The sequence below is a fragment of the Streptomyces sp. NPDC051576 genome, assembly GCF_040681835.1.
Lineage (GTDB): Bacteria > Actinomycetota > Actinomycetes > Streptomycetales > Streptomycetaceae > Streptomyces.
In genome coordinates this window covers 545435-565225 of record NZ_JBFAZO010000004.1, presented here as the reverse complement: position 1 = coordinate 565225, position 19791 = coordinate 545435, and the positions used below count along the sequence as shown (strand labels likewise).

Genomic DNA, 19791 nt, shown 5'->3' with positions numbered 1-19791 from the left:
CTGCTCCCCGCCCCTTGTCAGTGGCCGCCAGTATCGTCACCGGCGTGGATCTCGACGCTGTGCGCACCTTCGTGGCCATCGCGGACGCGGGCCGTTTCCAGGACGCCGCCACGGAGTTGTCGATCACCCAGCAGGCAGTCTCCAAGCGCATCGCCGCGCTGGAGCGGGCCGTAGGAGTACGGCTGTTCGTGCGGACCCCGCGCGGGGCCGAGCCGACCGTCGACGGGCGGGCGTTCCTGCCCCACGCCCGCGAGCTGCTGCGGGCCGAGGCGCGGGCGTTCGCCTCCGTCCGGCCCGGGCATCGCGCGCTGCGGGTCGACGTGATCGGGCGCGGGCTCGCCCCGGCCGCCCTGCTGCGCGACTTCCACCGCGCGCGCCCCGAGATCGAGCTGGACGTCGTGACCCTCTTCGACGCCGAGGCGGCCGTGGACGCCATCCGGTCCGGCACGGTCGACGCGTCCTTCCGCGCCGTCACCATGACCGGCCGACGGCTCCCCGACGACATCCAGGTCACCCGCGCCTTCGACGAGCCCGTCCAGCTCCTCACCGGCCCGGCCCACGCCCTCGCCACCGCCCGCACCCTCACCCCGGCCGACCTCGCCGGCCACCGCATCTGGATGCCCGGCCTGGTCCCCGGCACCGAGTGGGCCGCCTACTACGACGCCCTCGCCGCCGCGTTCGGCCTCACCGTGGAGAGCACGGGCCCCGACTTCGGCGTCGAACCCCTGCTGGACACCATCGCCGGCTCCCACTCCCTGGCGACCCTCGTCGGCGAGCAGACCCGCCTGACCTGGCCGACGGACCACGACCTGCGCCGCATTCCGGTACGGAATCCGACACCGGTGTACCCGCATTCCCTGGTCCGGCACCGCGACAACCGCCACCCGGCCCTTGCCGCGCTGGAGGACCATCTCCGGTCCGCTGGGAGGCCCGGCCGGATGGAGGTGGGGACTTGGACGCCCGCGTGGGCGTAGGGGGTTCGGGCAGAGGTGCGGTCGCGGTTCTGTCTTCCGGGGCCGGTACCGCGACTGGCGTCGCTGTGCGGGGGCTTGGACAGGGCGCAGGCGCCCGGGTCGATCTTCGTTGGTGAGCGGACTCATTTGATCTCGCCCGCCGATCACCACCTGCGCCGGATCCGGTTACGGAAGCCGACCCCGGTGTGCCCGCATTCCCTGGTCCCGCATCGCGGCGACCGCCACCCGTCCTCGCCGCGCTACGGGAGCATCTCCGCTCCCCCGCGACAACCGTCGCCGCGCGGCCGCGAGGTCCGACCGTGCCGTGCCAACCCGGGATACCTGGACACCGGTGTCAGCACACGCAGCCCCCCTCAGCCGCGAAGTCGCCGCCCGATCTCCAAGTGGTGCGGCGCCGGCCGGTTCCCGGACTCGATCGACCACAGCGCGTTCTGCAGCACCCGGCCCAAGGTCCAGGCCCGTGCCCGCCCCCGGTCGAGGCCCATTACCTCCGTCATCGCGTCGAAGCGCCAATGGATTTCGTCGGGGTCGAAGCGGTTGGCCAGGGCCGGGAAGAGTTCGAAACCGGGGTCGCCCGCGAGGGGTTTGGGGTCGATGGCGAGCCAGGGTTCGCGGGTGGCGGCGAGGACGTTGTCGTAGTGCAGGTCCCAGTGGAGGAGGCGGTCGCCGGGGTCGGGGGCGACCTCGCGGACGGCCGCCGCGCAGTCCTCGATCAGGTGCCGGTCGGCGGGGGACACGAGGTGGGGGAGGGCCGCGGGGACGCGGGTCAGCATGGTCGCGGACAGGGGGCCGAGGCGTCGGGGCAGGTCCGGGGGTGCGGAAACCGTCGTCAGGCGCGCCAGGAGACGGGCGATGACGACGGTGGCCGCGCGGGTGTCCGGTTCGTGGCTGAGGGCGCGGGACGCGTCGAGGCGTTCCAGGAGCAGGGTGCCGGTCCCGTCGTCGTACTCCAGGAGTCCTACGGCGCCGTCGCCGGCCCACGTGCGCAGCGCGACCGGCTCGCCGGCCGTCTCCTCGTCGAGGTACTGAAGTTTCAGCGCGGCCCGGCCGCCGTCGGCGCGCAGTACGGGCAGGACGAGTGCGCACATGCCGTACATGGAGGGGCCGTCGAGCCGTAGCGACCAGCGGTCCAGGAAGCCGGCCGCCCGCTCGGGGAGCGCGGTGACGAAGGCGCGTCCGGCCGCTCCGTGGAATCTCTCCTGCGAGGCGACCAGTCCGGCCGGAATGTCGATCACGGCTCCGACGATACTTGCGTGCGTGAATCGGCTCATGCGAATTATCCGGGGCCTCCACAGGGTGTGGACATACGTCCGCAGCGCCCCCGGCACCTACATCTGGCTGGGGATCCTCTTCGTCACCACGGTCGCCATGCACCACATGTCGCCGGAGTTCGAGCAGGAGTTCCTGCGCCAGCGGTCCACCAACATCCACGAGTTGTCGAACAACCCGGTCCGGGTGCTGTTCGCGAGTGCGATGTGGATGGACGGCGGGCGCTGGCTGCCGTACGCGGCGCTGTACACGGTGTTCCACGCACAGGCCGAGCGGTGGCTGGGGACGGCCCGCTGGCTGATGGTGTGTGTGGCTGCGCATGTGCTGGCCACACTGATCAGCGAGGGGGCGCTGCTGTGGGCGATCAAGCACGACATGGCACCGCGCTCGGCCGCCGACACCCTTGACATCGGGGTGAGTTACGCGCTGGCCGGGGTGGTCGGAGTGCTGACGTACCGCATCGCGGCGCCGTGGCGGTACCCCTATCTGCTCGTCGTGCTCGCGATCTACGGCGTGCCGCTGGCCACCGGCCGCACCTTCACCGATCTCGGGCATTTCACCTCCGTAATCATCGGCCTGGCGTGTTATCCGCTGGTCAGAGGCTGCGGAAAAGCATGGAATCCGAAGGAGACAGTGGCCGCCCTCAGGGGTTAGCGTCCCGGCATGAGCAGTTCGGCGAGCGGTGTCGTGAACGGTGTCGTGAACGGCGGAATCTCCTTCTGGTACGCGGACGACGGCCTCCCGGCGCGACGGGAGCCCCTCGCCGGTGACGCCACCGCCGACGTCGTGATCGTCGGCGGCGGATACACGGGACTGTGGACCGCGTACTACCTGAAGAAGGCGGACCCCTCCCTCCAAGTCACCGTCCTGGAGCAGAAGTTCTGCGGCTACGGCGCCTCGGGCCGCAACGGCGGCTGGCTCTACAACGGCATCGCGGGCCGCGACCGGTACGCCCGACTCCACGGCCACGAAGCCGCCGTACGCCTCCAGAAGGCCATGAACGACACGGTCGGCGAGGTCATCAGGGTCGCGGAGGAGGAGCGGATCGAGGCGGACATCCATCGCGGGGGTGTCCTCGAAGTCGCTTGCACACCGGCCCAATTGGCGCGGCTGAAGGCCTTTCACGAGCACGAGCTGTCCTACGGCGAGAAGGACCGCGAGCTGTACGGCGCCCGGGAGAGTGCCGAGCGGATCCGGGTCGCGGACGCGGTCGGCTCGACATGGACGCCGCACGGTGCGCGGCTGCACCCGGTGAAGCTGGTGAAGGGGCTCGCGGCGGCGGCCGAGGCGGCGGGGGTCACCCTTCACGAGTCGACGCCGGTGACCGAGATCCGGCCCGGGCACGCCGTCACGCCGTACGGCACCGTCCGCGCCCCCTACGTCCTGCGCTGCACCGAAGGCTTCACCGCCTCGCTCAAGGGCCAGCGGCGGACCTGGCTGCCGATGAACTCCTCGATGATCGCGACCGAGCCGCTCACCAACGAGCAGTGGGAGTCGGTGGGTTGGGCGGGCCTGGAAGCCCTCGGCGACATGGCGCACGCCTATATGTACGCGCAGCGCACCGCCGACGGGCGGATCGCGCTGGGCGGGCGCGGGGTGCCGTATCGCTTCGGGTCGAGGACCGACAACGACGGGCGGACGCAAGCGGCGACGATCGAGGCGCTGCGGGAGATCCTGGTGCGGTTCTTCCCCTCGCTCGCCGGGCTGCGTGTCGAGCACGCCTGGTCGGGGGTGCTCGGGGTGCCGCGCGACTGGTGCGCGACGGTCACCCTGGACCGTGCGACCGGCCTGGGGTGGGCGGGCGGCTACGTCGGCTCGGGCGTCGCCACCACGAACCTCGCCGCGCGGACGCTGCGGGACCTGGTCCGGCTGGACTCGGGCCAGGCCGGCCGCACCGACCTGGTGGACCTGCCCTGGGTCGACCACAAGGTCCGCAAGTGGGAACCGGAGCCGCTGCGTTGGCTGGGCGTGCAGGGCATGTACGCCACGTATCGCGCGGCCGACCGGCGTGAACTGGCCGGGCAGAGTGCGGAGTCGTCGCGGTTGGCGCGGGTCGCGGACCGGGTGGCCGGGCGCCACTGAGGGGGCCGGCGGACCATGGACAATGGTCCATGACCCGGCCAGGAGGCGTCAGTTGAGCGACAGCACGGAGATGCCCGCCGATCTCACCCCCGACGAGCGGGGGATGTGGATGGCGTTTCGCATGGGCAGCGTCTACGACGGCCGGCCCGACTCGCGCGGCGGTGACCATCCGCCCTCGGCCCGCTTGCGCGTGCGCGCCGAGATCGTCGCGTGGCTGCTGCTCGACGGTCCGCCGCCGCTGCCCGGCAGGGTCTCCTCCCTGAAGCTCAGGGGTTTGGATATCACCGGAGTCCTTGACCTGTCGGGGGCGGAGGTGGCCGCCTATGTGGAACTGGTGGAGTGCGATTTCACGGGACCCGTAGAGCTCACGGCGAGCCGTATGTCGACGCTGCGTCTGGTGGGCTGCTTCCTGCCGACGATGCACGCGGAGGGAGTGCGCGTCGCGGGCGATCTTCACCTGCCGCGGTGCACTTTCCATCGCGGCCTCGTCCTGAAGAACGCGCAGGTGGGAGGCGATCTGCTGCTCAACCAGGCCACGTTGAATCCGGACCGGAACGGTTTCAGCCTGCTGGCGGACGGCGTCGTCGTGACGCAGAACATCGAGGCGGAAGGATTGGAGTCGGACGGGCGGATATCGCTCGCGGACGCACACGTCGGCAAGTCCTGCAGTTTTCGCGGGAGTCGGCTGCGCAATCGGCACGACCGCTACGCGCTGACCGCGCCGCGCCTGTCGGTCGACCGCTCCCTGTACTTCTCCCCGAGCGCCGTGGCGAGAACGGACTCCGAGGGCGGCAGCGGCGAGCGGCGGACGGTGTTCGACGGCGAGGTGCAGCTCGACGACGCGCGGATCGGGGACGCCATCGACCTCCAGTCGGCCGAACTGCGCCGTGAGGAAGGGGTGTTCTCGCTGCGCCGCGTGCACGCCTCGGAACTGCGGTTCCTCCCGCGCGAGGTCCACGGGAGCCGGGTGGTGCTTGAGGAGGCCTCGGTCGACACGCTGGTGGACTCGGTGAGCGGCTGGCCGAGGACCGGCCTGGAACTGTCCGGCTTCGTCTACAAACGGATCGCGCCCCTTGGGCTGTTCACCGTCGCGGAGCGAATCGCGTGGCTGAGAACGGCGACCCTGGACACCTACGATCCGCAGCCGTACGAGCAGCTCGCCAGGGTGTTGCGGGCCGGGGGCGAGCCCCAGGACGCGGACACGGTGCTGCTCGCCCGGATGCGCCGTCGCCGCGAGACCCTCGGCGGGGTGGCGAAGGTGTGGGACGCGGTGCAGGACGTGACCTTCGGCTACGGCTACCGTCCGGGGCGCGCGGTGGTCTGGCTCTCGGTGATCTGGGCGGCGGGCTCGCTGTGGTTCAGTCACCGGCCGCCCGCCCCGATGAAGGCCGGCGAAGGCCCGGCGTGGAGTCCCGAGATCTACACCTTGGATCTCCTGCTCCCCATCCTCGACCTGGGCCAGGAAACGCAGTGGCACACCCAGGGCATCTCCATGTGGATCGCCGTCGTGCTGGCCTTCGCCGGCTGGATCCTGGCGACCAGCGTGGCCGTCGGAGCCGCGGCCGTGCTGCTGCGCCGCAACTGACACTCACGTCACCGACTCCGGCACCGGCGCCTCCACCGCCGCCCCGTGCTTCGGCGCCCGGGCCGTCACCATCAGGCCGGCGACCAGGCCCGCCAGGAGCATCACGGCGACGGCCCACCAGATGGCGACCGTGTAGCCGTGGACGATGCCCTCGCTGGTGATCAGGGCCTTCTGGGCCGGGTCGTGGAGGTGGGCGGCGATGTAGGCCGTGCTGCTGGTGGTGGCGATCGTGTTGAGGAGGGCCGTACCGATCGAACCACCCACCTGCTGCGAGGTGTTGACGGTCGCGGAGGTGACGCCCGAGTCCTGCGGGGCGACCCCGGCCGTGGCGGTGGCGAAGACCGGCATGAAGATCAGGCCCATGCCGAGGCCCATCAGCAGGAGGCCGGGGAGGAGTTCGGTCGCGTAGTCCGAGTTCACGGTCAGCCGGGTGAAGAAGGACATGCCGCCTGCGGCGAGCACCGCGCCCGGCACCATCAGGGTGCGCGGCGGTACGTGCTGCATCAGGCGGGCCGAGATCTGGGTCGAGCCGATGATGATCGCGACCGTGAGGGGCAGGAACGCCATGCCGGTCTTCACGGGCGAGTAGCCGAGGATGACCTGGAGGTAGTAGGTCATGAACAGGAACATGCCGAACATGCCGATCACGGCGAGGCCCATGGTGAGGAAGCAGCCGGCCCGGTTGCGGTCCTTGACGATGTGCAGGGGGAGGAGGGGGCTGGGGGCCCTGGTCTGCCACCACACGAACGTCACGAGGAGCACGACACCTGCCGCGAACAGGCCCAGGACCAGCGAGTCCGTCCAGCCGCGCGACTCCGCCTCGCTGAATCCGTAGACGATCGCCACCAGTCCGCCGCAGCCCAGCAGTGCGCCGGGCACGTCGAGGCGGGCGCCGGTGTGGCCCGGGCGGTCGTGCAGCAGGGCGAAGGCGCCGAAGACGGCGATGACCGCGATGGGGATGTTGACGTAGAGGCACCAGCGCCAGTTCAGGTACTCGGTGAGCAGTCCGCCCGCGATGAAGCCGATCGCCGAACCGCTGCCCGCGAGCGCGCCGTAGATCCCGAACGCCTTGCCGCGTTCCTTCGGGTCGGTGAAGGTCGTGGTGAGGAGGGAGAGCGCGGACGGGGCCAGTACGGCGGCGAAGACGCCCTGGAGGGCGCGGGCGCCGAAGAGCATGCCCGAGGTGGTGGCCGCGCCGCCGAGCGCGGAGGCGCCGGCGAAGCCGATCAGGCCGATGATGAACGTCCGTTTGCGCCCCACCAGGTCCGCGATCCGCCCGCCCAGCAGGAGCAGTCCGCCGAAGGCGAGCGTGTACGCGGTGATGACCCACTGCCGGTTGCCGTCGGACATGCCCAGGTCACGCTGTGCGGACGGGAGCGCGATGTTCACGATCGTCGCGTCCAGGACCACCATCAACTGGGCGAGAGCGATGATCACCAGACCCCACCAGCGCCGGGGGTCGGGACCGTCCGCGGCCGTCGTTCCGGTTTCACCTGTTCGGGTGACACTCATCTGGTCAGAAGACCATGAATCGGGATGTATCGCATCTGCGGGCGTGTTGTGGCTGGTCATGGTTCCAATACCACCTTTCCGGTCGTCCTGCGTGTCTCCAGCGCCCGGTGCGCGTCCGCCGCCTCGGCCAGCGGAAACCGTCGTACGGCCGGCACGAGTCGCCCCTCGGCGGCCTCGGCGAGGGCCCGCGACTCCAGCGTCCGGACCGGGTTCGGCCCGCCGGCCTTCCGCGTCATCACGGGCCCGAGCACCTGCTCCGACAGCCCTTCCACGGCATACGGCTCCCCGCTCGACCAGCCGAAGACGAGGTGCTGACCGCCGGGCCCGAGCAGGCCGACGGCCGCACGGGCCACGGGCCCGCCCACCCCGTCGAACACGACGGTCGCGGGGCGGCCGCCCAGCCGGGCCCGCACCTTCTCCGGCCACTCCGGGTCGGTGTGGTCGACGGCCGGATCGGCGCCGTTCGCCTGTGCCATGGCGACCTTCTCCGGGCCGCCCGCGACACCGATCACGGTGGCGCCGGCGTGTGCGGCGTACTGCACGAGCAGGGTCCCGAGCCCACCGGCGGGGGCCGGTACGACGACCACGGAGCCCGCCCCCAACTCGCTGAACTGAACGATCCCCATCGCCGTCCGACCCGTCCCGATCATCGCGACGGCCTGTGCGAAGTCCAGGTTCCCCGGGATCTCGTGCACCCGGTCGACATCGACCACGGCCAGCTCCGCGTACCCGCCCGGCGCGAACCCGAGATGCGCGACCACCCGCTTCCCGAGCCACAGCCCGGCGACCCCCTCGCCGAGCGACTCGACGACACCGGCGACCTCGCGGCCGGGGATGGTGGGGAGGGGCGGCGGTTCGGGCAGCGGGCCCCGCTCTCCCGCCCGTAGCACGGTGTCCAGGAGGTGCACTCCGGCGGCCGCTACGGCGATACGGATCTGGCCTGGGCCGGGGGAGGGGTCGTCCACGGATTCGTAGGTCAGGTTCTCGGCGGGGCCGAAGGTGTGGAGTCGTATGGCATGCATGCGGGCCACTCTTCAACCTCAAGCATGCTTGAGGTCAAGGGTCCGTAGGCCTCGATGTCAGTGGTGGGGTGCAGGATGGGGTGCATGGCGAGGAGAGCGGTGGGCGGGACGGGTGGAGTGAAGGGGGCGCGGCGGCCGGAGGTGCGGCTGCCGGCTCTGGAGGCTTACGGCGGCGGTGAGTTGGAGCCGGACGGGGACTACGACGGGTTGGAGATCCGGGACGAGGACTTCGCGGGGCAGGACGGCGGGGGCGCCCGCTTCATGGACTGTGCGCTGACGGGCTGCGCGCTGGACGAGACACGGCTGCACCACGCCCGCGTACTGGACTCGGTCCTCACCGGCATACGGGGTGTCGGCACGGACCTCGCCGATGCGACCCTGCGTGATGTCGAGGTGATCGACGCCAGGATGGGCGGGGTGCAGATGCACGGCGCCGTGCTGGAGCGGGTGGTGATCCGCGGCGGGAAGATCGACTATCTGAACCTGCGCAAGGCGAAGCTCCGGGACGTCGTCTTCGAGAGCTGCGTCCTCGTCGAACCGGACTTCCTCGACGCCCGCCTGGAACGCGTCGAGTTCGTGGACTGCGCGCTGAAGGGGGCGGACTTCACGGGGGTGACGCTCACGGACGTGGATCTGCGCGGGGCGGCGGAGCTGGAGATCGGGCGGGGGGTGGACCGGTTGTCCGGGGCGGTGATCAGCATGGGGCAACTGCTGGATCTGGCACCGGTATTGGCGGTGCAGATGGGGATTCGGGTGGAGGGGTGAGGCACCGGCACCGGTTCAGGGAAGCCTGGGAAAGCGGGCCTGCAGAGTCCAGATCGCCGGGTTCTCCCCAAGGGCCTCGTGCATATCGGCCAGGTCGGCGATCAGATCGTGCAGGAAGTCCCGTGCCTCGCGCCGGAGTTCGGCGTGCGAGAAGGTCAGCGGCTCCTCGTCCCGCCGCATCCAGTCGGCCTCGACGTCCACCCAGCCGAAGCGCCGCTCGAAGAGCATGCGGTCGGTGGACTCGGTGAAGTCCAGCTCCGCCCGCTGCGGCCGGGACGCCCGCGACCCCGCCGGGTCCTGGTCGATCCGCTCCACGATGTCGCACAGCGCCCACGCGAAGTCGAGCACCGGCACCCAGCCCCAGGCCGTGGCCACTTCCCGGTCCGCCTTGGTGTCGGCGAGATACACGTCACCGCAGAACAGGTCGTGCCGCAGCGCGTGGACGTCCGCGCGCCGGTAGTCGGTCTGCGGGGGGTCGGGGAAGCGGTTGGAGAGGGCGTAGCCGATGTCGAGCACGTAGGTGATGGTGTCACGGTTCGCCGGGGCCGGCGGTGGGCGGCTGCGCCCCTGCTCAGGACGTCCCCGCGGGACCGTCGCCATGCCCGTCCCGCGCGGCGGCGGCGACCTCCAGCAGGGTCCAGCCGTCGACCTCCACGGCCCGTGTCTCTCCGGCGCGCGGCACCCACCCACGGGCCGCCGCCGCGTCGAGCAGGGCGCGGACGGCACCGGGTTCGTGCAGGTTCAGCGTGGCGCCCCGGACGAACCCCACGTCCCCGGAACCGAAGGGGGCTCCGCCCGGGACGAACCGTCCGGGCCCGGCCACGAAGACGATCCGCAGGGGAGCACTGCTGCCGGCCGGCCGGGGAGACAGCGTGAGGGTGTGGACACAGCCCGGGGAACGGCCGAGGGCCTGGCGGTGCTTGTGGCGCAGGGTCCATGAATAAGCGCGCCCGTCAGCGACGAGCACCCGGGGCTTCTTGTGAGAGCGGGGCACGAGCCGAGCGTACGGCGACCGCCGGACTCGGGGGAGTTGGGCCGGGGCGGCGGCATCCGGGACTCGTAGGATCGCGGACGTGTCCCGATCCGCGCCCCTTCTCCCCATGGTCACCGCCTGTGCGCTGGCCCTCGTCCTGACGGCGTGCGGTGGGACGGGGGACGGGCGGGGCAGCGCGGGGGTGGGCGACCCGTACTTCCCGCAGGCGGGCAACGGTGGCTACGACGTGAGCCACTACGCCCTGAACCTGGAGTACGCCCCCGAGACCCCGACCCCCTTGACCGGTACGGCGACGATCACGGCCCGGGCAGGCCAGAACCTCTCCGCCTTCGACCTCGACCTCAAGGGCATGCAGGTCAAGTCGCTGACGGTGCAGGGCAGGAAGGCCCGTTGGACGCGCAGGGGTCAGGAGCTGACGGTCCGGCCGTCGGCCGCCCTCGCCGAGGGCGAGACGTTCAGGACGACGGTCCGCTACTCCGGCACGCCCGGAACGATCACCGATCCCGACGGTTCGCAGGAGGGCTGGCTGCCCACGGCGGACGGTGCGCTGGCGCTGGGCGAGCCGACCGGCTCGATGGCCTGGTTCCCCGGCAACGACCACCCGTCCGACAAGGCGACGTACGACATCACGGTCACCGTCCCGAAGGGTCTGCGGGCGGTCTCCAACGGGGAGTTGAGGACGGAGACGACGACCGGCGCCGGCCGTACGACCTCCACCTGGCGCACCACCCAGCCGATGGCGACCTACCTCGCGACGGTCGCGATCGGGCACTACGACATCACCCGCACCACCCTGAGCAACGGCCTCCCCGTGTACGTCGCGGTCGACCCGCACGAGGCGGCGGCGAGCAGCAAGGTGCTGGCCCGGCTCCCGGAGATCATGGAGTGGGAGGAGTACAACTTCGGCCCGTACCCCTTCTCCTCCACCGGCGCGATCGTCGACCGCCGGGGCGACGCGGGCTACGCGCTGGAGACGCAGAACCGCCCGTTCTTCCCCGGCGCCCCCGACACCGCCACCCTCGTCCACGAACTCGCCCACCAGTGGTACGGCGACTCCGTCACCCCGAAGACCTGGCGCGACATGTGGCTCAACGAGGGTTTCGCGACCTACGCGGAGTGGCTCTGGTCCGAGGACCACGACGGCGACACCGCTCAGCAGACCTTCGACGCCCTCTACAGGAGCGGCGGCGACGCGGACGTCTGGGCCTTCCCGCCCGCTGAGCCCACCTCCGCCGCCCACATCTCCGACAGCCCCGTCTACGAACGCGGCGCGATGGTCCTCCACAAGATCCGCCGGACGGTCGGGGACGCGAGGTTCTACGACATCCTCCAGGGCTGGGCAGCCGCACACCGCCACGGCAACGCGGACACGGCGGACTTCACGGCGTACGTGGAGAGGATGGCGCCGGGGAAGGACTTCAGCGGGATCTGGAAGGACTGGCTGTACGGGGACGGAAAGCCGGCCCACCCCTGACCGGTCCGGCCGAACCGCTCGCTCCGGTCACTCCTGCATCAGCCAGAGGGAGCTTCCGGTCGCGTCCGCCAGTTCCCGCAGGGCGCGCTCACCCGGCCGGGCCGCGGCGAGGCGGGCCATCGCGTCGTTCGCTCCCTGCTCGTCGTACTTCTTCATCGCCACGGTCAGCAGGGCGAGTTGGAGGCCCAGGTCGTAGCGGACGTGTTCGCCGGAGGCGAGGCGGCCGATGCCCCGCTCGACGGCGCCGCCGATCTCGTCCCGCGCCTCCCCGACGATCTCGCGGGTCAGCAGCGAGGAGATGTGCCGGTCGAACTGGACACGGTCCGCGAGGGCGAGCAGAGCACGCGCCGCCTCGATCCGCAGGCCGGCGGTGCCGCGCTCGTCGACCATGTCCCGACTGGCTCCGACCGCGTCGGCGAGCTGGCCGAAGGTGTCGTCCTGGCTGAAGAACCGGTCGGCGGACTGCCCACGCCACACCACGTCGTCGGGTGCCGCGGCCGCTTGGACGACGGTGTCGTAGCCGAGCGGATGGGCCCAACTGGTGAGTGCGCGGCAGGCGAGGAGGCGATCCGCGGGGTCGGCTGTGCCGTCCTGGAGGATCGTGACCAGGCCGGGGGTGCGTTCGAGATGGCCGTCGTCGTCGAGCGCGTCCGCGATCACGTCGTCGGGGTCGGCCGGGTTGCCGTCGAAGTCGGTGTAGAGCAGGGCCCGGAGCTGCGGGCCGGGCTGCCGGCGGTCCTTGGTGTCGGCCATCAGGTCTGCTCCTTCGGATGGCGGTGTACTGATCGTCGTCACCCCGCCCCCGACTCGTCCAACTCGTCGAGCAGCCCCGCGAGTTCGGCCGGCCACACCGTCTCCGTCGCCGCCCGGAGTTCCTCCCGGGTCCACCAGCGCCAGCTGAGGATGCCTTCCTCGGTGTGGGTGGAGGTGAGGTGGGGGCCGGTGGGTTCGCGGTGGGGGCCGTGGATGACGTAGACGCGCTCGTGCTGGTGGACCGGGGTGCCGGAGAGGGTGAGGTCGACCTCCCTGGTGCACAGCAGGGGGCCGGGCTCCAGGTCGGTCCAGCCGGTCTCCTCGCGCAGTTCGCGCAGGGCGCCCTCGCGCGGGGTCTCGTCCCCTTCGAGGCCGCCGCCGGGCAGGGCCCAGAAGGCGCCGCCCTCGGCGTCGTCGTGGCGGAAGAGGAAGACGGCGCCGGCGGGGTCGAGCACCGCGACACGGGCGGAGTGGCGGATCCTGCGGAGCTGTTTGCGCAACACGGCGCAGGGGCGGCCGAGTTGGCGGTCCTCGCGATGGTCGATGACGTCGTAGCCGAGGGCGGTCCAGAAGGCGAGGCCCTTGGGGTTGTTGTCGAGTACGGCCAGGCGTACGGCGGTTCGGCCGGCCGCGCGGAAGCGGTCCTCGACGAGGGTCGCCAACTGCCGCCCGTATCCCTGCTGTTGCTGTGCCGCGTCCACCATCAGCAGACCGATCCAGGGGTCCTCGTCCTCCGGGTCGGGATGCGTTCCGAGGGTGATCGCGATCCCGACGAGCCGCCCGGAACTCCGGGCGAGCAGCACCTCCACCTCGGGGTCGGCCAGCTCGTCGGCCAACGCGGTCGCCACCTGCTCGGGCCGGATGTCCTCCGGGTCGGGGAAGTCGCCGCTGAGCGCGTGGAAGGCGTGATGAGAGGCGTAGAGGGCGGTCAGCTCGGTGAGCAGTTCGCCGGGGAGCGCGCCGGCCTCGGCGGGCGTGAGCGGTTCGAGGAACATGGGGGCACGCTAGCCGCCGGGGCGGTTCCGGATCCGTGGGCGCGTCCGGCGCCCGGCCGCGTTTCCTAACGCCCGTGCCAAGTGCCGTACAACTTCTCCCCAACAACAAGTGTCTTGTGTTTCAACAACACTTGTCCCGGGGGGGATGTCTTGATCAAGGTCAGCGTTGTCGTGCCGGTTTACAACGCCGGTTCCTACATTGAGCGTTGCGCGCCGTCGCTCGTCCATCAGAGCCTGGGGGCCGACGCATACGAGGTGGTGTACGTCGACGACGGGTCGACGGACGACTCGGCCGAGCGGCTCGGGCGGCTGGCCGAGGCGCACCCGCATGTGCGGGTCTACCGGCAGGAGAACTCCGGCTGGCCGGGCAAGCCGCGGAACGTGGGCATCGACCGGGCCAAGGGGGAGTACGTCCAGTTCGTCGACCAGGACGACGAGTTGTCGTACGAGGCGCTGGAGAGGCTCTACGCCCTGGCGGCGCGCAACGGGTCGGACGTCGTGCTGGGCAAGGTGCACGGGACGATGCAGGGGCCCAGCAACGTCTTCAAGCGGACCGTCGAGCGCTGCACCGCCGCCGACGCGCCGCTCTTCGAGAGCCTGACGCCGCACAAGATGTTCCGCCGGGCCTTCCTGCGGGAGCACGGGATCCGCTTCCCGGAGGGGCGGGTCAGGCTGGAGGACCAGCTCTTCATGGCGCGCACCTATGTGCGGGCCAGGACGGTGTCGATCCTCGGCGACTATCCCTGCTACCGCTGGAACCGGCGCGAGGACGGCGGCAACAACAGCAGTCGCCGGATCACCGCCGACGACTACTACGGCCACCTGGGCAATGTGGTGGAGGCGATCAAGGAGGGCACACCGCCGGGGGATCTGCAGGACCGGCTGCTGCGCCGTTCCTACCGGGTGGAGCTGCTGCGGCCGGTGAGCGAGCCGCGGGTGCTGCGGCGTACTGGCAAGGATCTGGAGGAGTACTTCACCACCGTCCGCCGGATGGCGATGACGAGCTATCCGCCAGGGGTGAGCGAGGGGCTCCCGGCGATCAGCCGGCTGCGGGCGGAGCTGCTCGTGCGGGGCCGGCTGGACTCCCTGGTCGAACTCGCCCGCCGCACCGAGCGGATCAGGGCGCACGTCGACGTGGACGACATGCGGTGGCGCAACGGCAGGCTGGTGATCCGGACCCGGGTCGGCATGGTCCGGGGCGACGGCGAGCCGCTGACCCTCGTGGAGCGCGGCGGACGGATGCTGCTCGACCCCGAACTCCTCGACGGCATCGAGGGAGCGGAGGACTGGGAGGTCCCCGACCCCTTCTCCTACGCGCACGGGGAACTCATCGTCCACGACACCACCCGCGACCACTGGTGGTACCCGGAAGAGGAGTTGACGCCGACCCTCGAACCGCTCGGCGGCGGCCGTCACCGCGTCGTGGTCGCCGGCGAGACGGTCATCGACCCGCTGACCCTCACCGGCGACGGGCCCATGGACCCGGGCGCCTACCAGGTCTGGGCCAGCGCCCAGGTACTCGGCGTCGGCCGCCGCCCCCGGCTGGCCCCCGCCCCGGGCGGCACCCGGATCTCCCTCGGCACCGTCGCCGTCGGCACACCCCCGCGCCTCGTCTCGCCCACCTGGGCCGGCCCCGGCGGCCAACTCCGGCTCGCGGTCGGCACCCCCGGCCGGATCGGCACCACCCGCCGCCTCCTGCTCCGCACCGCCGCCGACCACCGCCTCCGCCACGGCATCCGCGAACTGCTGCGCCGCCTCCCGCGGGACACGAGCCGCACGGTCCGGACCGGCGTGCGGCGGGCTGAGCGGTGGATGCTGCGGTAATCGGGGGTGGTCCGCCTCAGTGCCTGTCCCTGCCCCTGTCCCTGCTCCTGCGGATCAGGTCGGTGGAGGCGTTGGCATCAGTGGCTTCCGCCGCCGACGAGGGGGAGTCGGCGGGTGCCGGCTGCGCCGCTTGAGCTCCCCACGCCTTAACGCGGTGGGCGCGCGTGCCGGGCCCGGCTCCTGCGGCTCCTGCGACTTGTTCGGCCGGACAGGTCCTAGCGGAAGGGGATGTTCAGCCAGGGGCTCCCCGCATCCGTCATCAGGATGCGGTGGGCGGCGACCATGTCCTGGTACCAGTCGCCGAACTCCTCCTCGTCGAAGTGGAGGCAGCGGCCGAGGATGTAGCCGGCGGAGAAGTCCGGCCAGGAGCGGTAGGCGAGGGCGGCGGCGCGGCCCGCCCGGACGACGGCGGACTCGGTCTCCGCCAGGGTGGCGAAGCGGGCGCCGAGGCCCCAGCGGGCCATCTTCGAGGCGCGGCCCAGGTCCCAGGCCTCGACGGAGGTGACATGGCGGTTCTCGTCGAGGATGCCGTCGGCGCGCATCCGGGCCTCGTAGCGGGTGATACGGCCGATGAGCCGCTGCACGCCTTCTATCCGGGCCTCGGTCTCGGCGGCGGGCCGCGGGTCGGTCCGGGTGACGCCGTCCTCGGTGATCACCGTGGCGCCCTCGGAGTTGGCGCGGATGACGGTGGCCACGGCCTGCCGCCAGTAGCCGGTGTCGACATGGCCGCCGAAGTCGCGGGAAATGGTGCGGCGCAGGCTCAGCGCGAACTCCCATACGGAGCTGGACGCTTCGCAGGCGAGCAGGTTGCGCAGATGGTGCTGCCACTCGGCGCGGGTGGTGATGCCCCACCACTCGCGCAGCCGCCGGCGCTCACCGTCGTAGCCGTGGCCGTGCCAGGCCGGCGCGTTCCAGAGGGAGCCGTTGCTGACGCAGAGGAGGGCTCCGCAGGCCAGGCCGTGGGCGACGGGGCCGTGCAGCGCGCCGCCGACATGGAGTGCGCGCAGCCGCATGGAGGTGCCGGGGACACCGGCCTTCTCCGCCACGCGCGACCAGTCGGTGGTGCCCGGTGGGCCGTAGGGCAGGGCGAGTTCGCACGGGGAGCCGGGGTTGACGACGATCGCGGGCGGGCACTGCGGGTTCCAGGCGTCCGCGATCCAGCTCAGCGAGGCCCGCGAGTACACCGGGTCGGGTGTCGGTGCGGGCAGCATGCCGTCGGTGAAGAGTTCCCAGTGCCTGGTGCCGGTGCGCAGGTCGCGGACGAACACGCGGTGGACGCGGTCCGGTTGGGCGTCGTAGGCCTCGCGTGACATCTCGTAGTAGAGGCGGACCCCGGCGAGCACGTCGTAGCAGGCGGCCCGGTCACCGCGTGTCTTCGCCTCCAGCAGGGCCCGCTCGGTCTCGGTCGGCGGGGTCCAGACAGGGGGTGGCGGAGGCCCGAAACCGGCGGGGGACGGTCCGAACGACATAGGGCTCGCTGTCCTTCCAGGCGACCGAGCGCTGTTGATCCCGGCACACTGCCATACGGGACTGAGCGGCCCCTGTGCGACCCCGGACGTTCCGTCGACTCCCCGTCCCCGCACAGGCCGAAGCCCCCGGCCGCGGCCAGGGGCTTCGACGAGGTCGGCGAACGTCAGACGTTCACACCGAAGTCCTGGGCGATGCCGACCAGGCCCGAGGCGTAACCCTGGCCGACCGCGCGGAACTTCCACTCCGCGCCGTTGCGGTACAGCTCGCCGAAGACCATGGCCGTCTCGGTGGCCGCGTCCTCGGAGAGGTCGTAGCGGGCGATCTCGGCGCCGCCCGCCTGGTTCACGATGCGGATGTACGCGTTGCGGACCTGGCCGAAGTTCTGCGAGCGGGTCTCCGCGTCGTAGATCGAGACCGGGAAGACGATCTTGTCGATGTCGGCCGGGAGACCGGCCAGGTTGACGTTGATCGCCTCGTCGTCGCCCGCGCCCTCGCCCGTGCGGTTGTCACCGGTGTGGACGATGGTCTGGTCCGGGGTCGACTTGTTGTTGAAGAAGATGAAGTGTCCGTCCGAGTACACCTTGCCCTCGGGGTTGACCGCGATCGCCGAGGCGTCGAGGTCGAAGTCCGTGCCGGTGGTGGTGCGGACGTCCCAGCCGAGGCCTACGGTGACGGCGGTCAGGCCCGGGGCCTCCTTGGTGAGCGAGACGTTGCCACCCTTGGACAGGCTTACAGCCATGGTTGGGAGTCCTTCCCTCGTTGCGGTGCGGGCTTCGTACTGAGGACGAAGCTACCGGTACCTCTATGAACGCCAAGAGGGGTACCGAAGGTTCCACGTGGCTTTACTTTCTTTACCCGGACGTCCCGGGTAATTGGCGTGACGTGGACGGGACAGGCACGCGACCATGGGGGCATGTCCGGTCCTTATCTCATCCGTGGCTCCGTCTCCCTGCCCGAGGCCGAGCTGATGTGGCGTTTCTCGCGGTCGTCGGGGCCGGGCGGGCAGCACGTCAACACCAGCGACACCCAGGTGGAGCTGCGCTTCGACCTCGCGAAGACCGAGGCGTTGCCCGAGGTGTGGAAGGCGCGGGCGCTGGAGCGGCTCGCCTCGCGGCTCGTCGACGGCGTCATCACCGTACGGTCCTCCGAGCACCGCTCCCAGTGGCGCAACCGCGAGACCGCCGCGGTACGCCTCGCGGCACTCCTCGCCGAGTCCACCGCACCCCCACCGAAGCCGCGCCGGGCCACCCGTATTCCGCGCGGCATCAATGAACGCCGGTTGCGAGAGAAGAAGGCACGCTCCGACACGAAGCGGGGGCGGACGGGGCGGGACTGGGGGTAATCCCTGCAACTGTGCTTACCCGTGGGCGACTTCGAAATCCCCTTCCGCGAATGGAAGGGGAACGGGGACGAGAACGGCACCAAGAACGGCGGTGAATTTCTCGCCGTACGTTTCGCTTCGCATCGCATCGCATCGCCTTCATCTCCGTGCCAGCGGCCAGGTTCCGGCTGAGCCGGGCGGGCAGCGGGCAACTCCCGCGCGGATGAGCCCCTCGACATCGGCACACCGGCTCCGGCCACCGCCGCCGACCCGAGCAGACCTCATGTCCGCGGGCCCGGTGACGTGTGGTCGCCAACGTGTTTCTCGTCTCCGTGCGCAAGGGTGACTTCGACGCGCTGGTGGAGGCCCTCGGCCCGGACATCGTGACCCGTGCCGGGGACGCGGTGACCGCCGTGGCGACCCGGCGCGGTCGGCTTCGCCCAGTTCGCCGGCCTTGCACACCCCGCCCGGGTGGACGGCGTCACCGCCCCCACCTCCCCAGGGCTACGCCAGCTCCAGCACCCCCACCGTCTCGCCCTCGCTCAGCTCGCCGTTGGTCCGGAAACCGAGCCCCAGGTAGAAGTCGGCCGGGCCGGACTGGCCCTCGTGCCACGTCACGTACAGCTCCTTGCCGCCGCGGCGGCGGATTTCCGCGGCCACGGACTCGACCGCGAACCGGCCGTAACCGCGGCCCTGTTCGTCCGCCGCGATGTTCAGGCGCCACAGGCCGGAGCGGATGACGGAGCCGTCCAGGTTCCAGTCGATGTCGAGGAAGGCCATGACGAAGCCGACGGGCCGGTCCTCGTCGACGATCAGGCGCGGCCAGGCGGTGCCGGGGTGGACGTAGGCCTCGGCGAGGGACTTCACGACGGGCTCGACCGCGAACTCCTGGTCGGGGCGGACCCGTATGCCGATGGCGGCTTCGAGATTGCCCGGGGTGATCTCTTCGAGGCGGAGCCCGGCGGCGGTCGCGGTGGTCGTCGTCATGCGTGCACGGTAAGCGGTCGGGCAGGCGGGGGCGACCGAATTGGCCATCAGCCCAACTGCCGGTACTTGCCCCGGAAATACGTCAGCGGACCGCCCTCCGCGCTGCCCACCTCAGCCGTGAGAACGCGCCCGATGACAAGGGTGTGGTCCCCGGCCGGAACCCGCTGTTCCGTGCGGCATTCGAGGGTGGCGAGGGCGCCTCGGATCAGCGGGGCGCCGGACGCCGGACCGTGGACGTAGGGGAGGTCGTCGAACAGGAGGCGGTCGCTGATGCGGCCCTTCATGGCGAAGCGGCCGGCGATGTGGCGCTGGCTCTCGGAGAGGACGGAGACGGCCCACAGGGGCTGTTCGTCGAGGAGGTCGTCCATGCGGGAGCCGTTGCGGAGGCTGACCAGGACCAGGGGCGGGTCCAGGGAGACCGACATGAACGCGGTCGCGGTCATGCCCACGTCCTCGCCGACCGGAGCGTGCGGGTCGTCCGGGTCGTACGGCTCCTCGTGCGCGGTCACCAGGACCACGCCCGCGGCCAGCCGTGCGAGGGCGGCGCGGAACTCGTCGTTGCTCACCCCCACAGCATGCCTGGAGGGATCGGCGTTGGCGGTTGTCACGGTGTTCAGCACGGGCGAAACGCTAATCTCCGGCATCCGCGCACCGCATCGGACCTGCGGCCCAATCAGGTCCTAGGACCAAGGGACCACGCGGCGGAACATCGTCGTGCATCATGTCCACACACCTACAAAGTTTGCGTTCAGTAAACGCACAGG

At 71.2% G+C, this 19791-nt stretch carries 19 protein-coding genes; 8 read left to right on the top strand and 11 right to left on the bottom strand.

Annotated features, from left to right (window positions below; translation table 11 throughout):
• The first annotated feature begins 44 nt into the window (after positions 1-44).
• Complete coding sequence (locus tag AB0M63_RS16265; RefSeq protein ID WP_366019807.1) at positions 45-974, top strand: LysR family transcriptional regulator; 930 nt, start codon at positions 45-47, stop codon at positions 972-974.
• Positions 975-1327: 353 nt separating this feature from the next.
• Here the strand turns inward: AB0M63_RS16265 and AB0M63_RS16260 are convergent, their stop codons facing one another.
• Positions 1328-2209, bottom strand: coding sequence for an aminoglycoside phosphotransferase family protein (locus tag AB0M63_RS16260; RefSeq protein ID WP_366019806.1), 882 nt, complete (start codon positions 2207-2209; stop codon positions 1328-1330).
• 34 nt (positions 2210-2243) lie between these two features.
• On the opposite strand from AB0M63_RS16260, the gene AB0M63_RS16255 reads away from it, so the two are divergent.
• Genes AB0M63_RS16255 through AB0M63_RS16245 form a run of 3 tightly spaced genes read left to right on the top strand, consistent with a single transcriptional unit; the run spans position 2244 to position 5910 of the window.
• Positions 2244-2897, top strand: a complete 654-nt coding sequence (locus AB0M63_RS16255; protein WP_355924992.1) for a rhomboid-like protein — start codon at positions 2244-2246, stop codon at positions 2895-2897.
• Between the two features lie 9 nt (positions 2898-2906).
• Positions 2907-4325, top strand: a complete 1419-nt coding sequence (locus AB0M63_RS16250; protein WP_355924984.1) for an FAD-dependent oxidoreductase — start codon at positions 2907-2909, stop codon at positions 4323-4325.
• A 52-nt stretch (positions 4326-4377) separates the two neighbouring features.
• Complete coding sequence (locus AB0M63_RS16245) at positions 4378-5910, top strand: oxidoreductase (RefSeq protein WP_366019805.1); 1533 nt, start codon at positions 4378-4380, stop codon at positions 5908-5910.
• Between the two features lie 3 nt (positions 5911-5913).
• Here the strand turns inward: AB0M63_RS16245 and AB0M63_RS16240 are convergent, their stop codons facing one another.
• Positions 5914-7422, bottom strand: a complete 1509-nt coding sequence (locus tag AB0M63_RS16240) for an MFS transporter (RefSeq protein WP_355924980.1) — start codon at positions 7420-7422, stop codon at positions 5914-5916.
• A gap of 56 nt (positions 7423-7478) precedes the next feature.
• Positions 7479-8444 carry a zinc-binding dehydrogenase gene (locus tag AB0M63_RS16235; protein WP_366019804.1) on the bottom strand — a complete coding sequence of 322 codons (966 nt, stop codon included), beginning with the start codon at positions 8442-8444 and terminating at the stop codon, positions 7479-7481.
• A gap of 84 nt (positions 8445-8528) precedes the next feature.
• On the opposite strand from AB0M63_RS16235, the gene AB0M63_RS16230 reads away from it, so the two are divergent.
• Positions 8529-9209, top strand: a complete 681-nt coding sequence (locus AB0M63_RS16230) for a pentapeptide repeat-containing protein (protein WP_366019803.1) — start codon at positions 8529-8531, stop codon at positions 9207-9209.
• A 15-nt stretch (positions 9210-9224) separates the two neighbouring features.
• Here the strand turns inward: AB0M63_RS16230 and AB0M63_RS16225 are convergent, their stop codons facing one another.
• Together AB0M63_RS16225 and AB0M63_RS16220 are read right to left on the bottom strand one after the other, a co-directional pair.
• Positions 9225-9725, bottom strand: a complete 501-nt coding sequence (locus AB0M63_RS16225) for a hypothetical protein (protein ID WP_355924974.1) — start codon at positions 9723-9725, stop codon at positions 9225-9227.
• A 55-nt stretch (positions 9726-9780) separates the two neighbouring features.
• A complete protein-coding gene (locus tag AB0M63_RS16220) occupies positions 9781-10203 on the bottom strand; it encodes a hypothetical protein (protein WP_366019802.1) in 423 nt (140 codons plus the stop codon).
• A gap of 79 nt (positions 10204-10282) precedes the next feature.
• Between AB0M63_RS16220 and AB0M63_RS16215 the strand changes: the two genes are divergently transcribed.
• Positions 10283-11677 carry a M1 family metallopeptidase gene (locus AB0M63_RS16215; protein WP_366019801.1) on the top strand — a complete coding sequence of 465 codons (1395 nt, stop codon included), beginning with the start codon at positions 10283-10285 and terminating at the stop codon, positions 11675-11677.
• 27 nt (positions 11678-11704) lie between these two features.
• Here the strand turns inward: AB0M63_RS16215 and AB0M63_RS16210 are convergent, their stop codons facing one another.
• A complete protein-coding gene (locus AB0M63_RS16210) occupies positions 11705-12430 on the bottom strand; it encodes a hypothetical protein (protein ID WP_366019800.1) in 726 nt (241 codons plus the stop codon).
• A 38-nt stretch (positions 12431-12468) separates the two neighbouring features.
• Positions 12469-13425 (bottom strand): bifunctional GNAT family N-acetyltransferase/NUDIX hydrolase, encoded by a 957-nt coding sequence (locus tag AB0M63_RS16205; protein WP_366019799.1) that lies wholly within the window; start codon positions 13423-13425, stop codon positions 12469-12471.
• Positions 13426-13596: 171 nt separating this feature from the next.
• Here AB0M63_RS16205 and AB0M63_RS16200 point away from each other — a divergent pair, with 171 nt between their 5' ends.
• Positions 13597-15249 (top strand): glycosyltransferase family A protein, encoded by a 1653-nt coding sequence (locus AB0M63_RS16200; protein ID WP_355924964.1) that lies wholly within the window; start codon positions 13597-13599, stop codon positions 15247-15249.
• Positions 15250-15464: 215 nt separating this feature from the next.
• Here AB0M63_RS16200 and AB0M63_RS16195 read toward each other — a convergent pair whose 3' ends face one another.
• Positions 15465-16718: a DUF1266 domain-containing protein gene (locus AB0M63_RS16195; RefSeq protein ID WP_366019798.1), complete on the bottom strand. Its 1254-nt coding sequence runs from the start codon at positions 16716-16718 to the stop codon at positions 15465-15467.
• 164 nt (positions 16719-16882) lie between these two features.
• The gene (locus AB0M63_RS16190; RefSeq protein WP_355924960.1) at positions 16883-17458 is read right to left on the bottom strand and encodes a TerD family protein; all 576 of its coding nucleotides are present in this window, start codon (positions 17456-17458) and stop codon (positions 16883-16885) included.
• A gap of 174 nt (positions 17459-17632) precedes the next feature.
• On the opposite strand from AB0M63_RS16190, the gene arfB reads away from it, so the two are divergent.
• Positions 17633-18061: an alternative ribosome rescue aminoacyl-tRNA hydrolase ArfB gene (arfB, locus tag AB0M63_RS16185; RefSeq protein ID WP_355924958.1), complete on the top strand. Its 429-nt coding sequence runs from the start codon at positions 17633-17635 to the stop codon at positions 18059-18061.
• A 483-nt stretch (positions 18062-18544) separates the two neighbouring features.
• On the opposite strand, the gene AB0M63_RS16180 is transcribed toward arfB, so the two are convergent.
• On the bottom strand, positions 18545-19027 hold the full coding sequence (locus AB0M63_RS16180) for a GNAT family N-acetyltransferase (RefSeq protein WP_366019797.1): 483 nt from the start codon (positions 19025-19027) through the stop codon (positions 18545-18547).
• A 47-nt stretch (positions 19028-19074) separates the two neighbouring features.
• The gene (locus AB0M63_RS16175; protein WP_366019796.1) at positions 19075-19671 is read right to left on the bottom strand and encodes a flavin reductase family protein; all 597 of its coding nucleotides are present in this window, start codon (positions 19669-19671) and stop codon (positions 19075-19077) included.
• Positions 19672-19791 lie beyond the last annotated feature (120 nt).